Source organism: Roseateles sp. P5_B10, assembly GCF_056400485.1.
The window spans coordinates 1-2,291 of the sequence record NZ_JBFULE010000818.1; the positions used below are offsets into that span (position 1 = coordinate 1).

The window sequence follows — 2,291 nt, forward strand, 5'->3', positions numbered from 1 at the left end:
GGAGACGTACTGGTCGCCCGTATTGCGCACGGCACCGGACAGACCGGCCAGTGCCCCTAGGGAAGCAAGCGCGCCGGCCGCGGCGGCTTGTTGCTGCTGGGGTGGCATGAAGCTGGTGCGAGCCGTGAATGTCGGTTTGATGAGATAGCTGACGCCCAGCGCCAGTACGGCGGCGCCCAGCGGAACGATCGCGAGCAGCCGCCAGCGAACGCCTAGCGCCGAGGCAAAGTCGGACAGGGTCAGAGATGGCTCGGAAGGCGAAATCGCGGCGTTGTTCGAAAGCATCGACAAGTCTGGCCCGTTTAATTCTTGAGAGTCTTCAATGCAGCTGCGCCCAGACCGAACTGGTACAGGATCTGCGTCCATTCCTTGGCTTCCTGGCTGAAGCTCGTGCGCGTCAGGTCCTCGGGCACGAAGACGGTGTCACCCGGCAAGGCGGCGAGTGTCGAGAAGCCAGAGCCCATGGAGATCCAGCCCGAGGACTGCTGTTTGGCGCTGACCACGCTGCCGTTGGCGCGGATCACGAAGGTGCTTGACGTGTCGGCGCCGCGGGTTGGGCCGCCAGCCAGGCGCAGCATGTCTTCAATGCTCGCATCCGGGCGGAACACGAAACTGCCACCATTGAAGACGCTGCCGAATACGCCAACGGTGGTTGGCCTGGCAGGCACGGTAAGGCGGTCGCCGTCTTCGACCATCAAGTCTGGCAGGCGTGCGGCGTTGGGTGCGGTTTGCAGCACGATGCGGCCGGTCGGCTTGACGGCGCGCAGTCGGTCTATGAGTCGATTGGAGCTCTGCACTCGCGCGCCCTGCGCGTTCGCTTCATCGGCTGTCAGCGCCTTCTGACTCACTTGAACGCGAGCAAACTCGGTTTCGAGGTCCCGCAGTGCGCGTTCATACTGAGTTTGCTGCGTGATGCGCACGCTTTCCCGGTTGAATTCGGCGCCGTAGACAAAGGCGCCTGGCGTCAGGCCACCGGCGGCATTGACGGCGTCCGTCAGGCTGCTTCCGGGCGGGAGGATGTATTCCCCTGGGCGCTGGACTTCGCCCTCAATTCGCACCCGCTTGTTCTGGCGGTGCTGGGGCAACAAGGCGGCAGTCGCGTTGAAGGCGCGCACCAGGTCGCCGCTCTTGAGCGTTGCGCGCAGTTGTTGCGGCAGGGTCAACTCGGTGATGCGAGCATCGTTGCGCGTATCCAGGCTTTCAACGGCCAGGCGCGACCGGTCGGCTACCGCATTGAAGCCCGCGCCCATCCGCAACAGGTCGTCAATGGTCTCGCTCGGCTTGAGTTCGAAGATGCCAGGGCGGTTGACGCTGCCAATCAGTGCGACTTGCTGCCCAACAGGCCCGATATGGACGACGTCCTCCGACTGCAGCACGCGATCCGCCGTTTTGTCGCCGCGCAGGAGCAGGTCGTACAGGTCGAACTGGCTGACCAGCTTGCCGCCGCGGCGCAATTCGATCTGACGCAGGCTGCCAGCTGCGGAAGGCCCGCCTGCCTGGATCAGCGCATTGACGATGGTTGACAGGCTGCTGACTGCATAGGCGCCGGGCTTGAGCGTGAACCCCGTGACATAGACGCGGATGCTGCGCAGCCTGCCCAGCGAGGTGCTGAGCCGGTAGTTCTTGAACACCTGGCTCACCCGCTGGTCGATGGCTGTATTCAGGTCGCCATAGCGCAGGCCCGCCACCATGACCGGTCCGACCCGCGGAATGGTGATGCGTCCGTTCCGGTCGACGGTCAGGCGCAGGTCGGCCTCGACAGCGCCCCAAAGGTTGACCAGCAGCTCATCGCCCACGCTGACGACATAGTCGCCGGGAATCTGGCTGGAACCTTCGCCTGGCGTGCCGACGCGCGGGCTCAGCAGCTCCATGCCGAAGCGAGGCACTTCAACGTCTTCACCGACGRCACGCTGCACGTAGCGTTCGAACTCGCTCATCTCGAGAAGCCGACGCGCGTCGCGGTCAGACGGATCGAGAGGGCGCAGCGACTCCCGCTGCGGCTCGCGCTGAGATTCACGCGGTGCCTCACTGCCCGGGTCGCTGCCTGCGGGGCGCGCTGGCGTCTGCGACGGTGCGACCAGCCGCACCGGCCCTACCTGTGAATCGTTGCTGTTGGTCTCGGCCGCACGGCTGCTCAGCGAGGTCATGCTGGCCAGCAGGCCGAATGCCAGCGAGGCCATCAGGTGGCAGGCCAGATGGGTGGACGCCCCGCGCTTTACCTTGGCGAATGTCTGAGTCACGGTGGATGGTGAATATTTAGGCAATTCCAAGAGACCGGGACTAGTCATGGG

General features: G+C 64.7%; 2 protein-coding genes. Both read right to left on the bottom strand.

From position 1 onward, the window contains the following. Positions 1-285: Wzz/FepE/Etk N-terminal domain-containing protein (locus AC1DU6_RS28020; RefSeq protein ID WP_477861123.1), on the bottom strand; the 285-nt coding region annotated here is incomplete at its 3' end. Positions 286-302: 17 nt separating this feature from the next. Continuing rightward, positions 303-2,240, bottom strand: a complete 1,938-nt coding sequence (locus AC1DU6_RS28025; RefSeq protein ID WP_477861124.1) for an SLBB domain-containing protein — start codon at positions 2,238-2,240, stop codon at positions 303-305. Between the last annotated feature and the right edge of the window lie 51 nt (positions 2,241-2,291).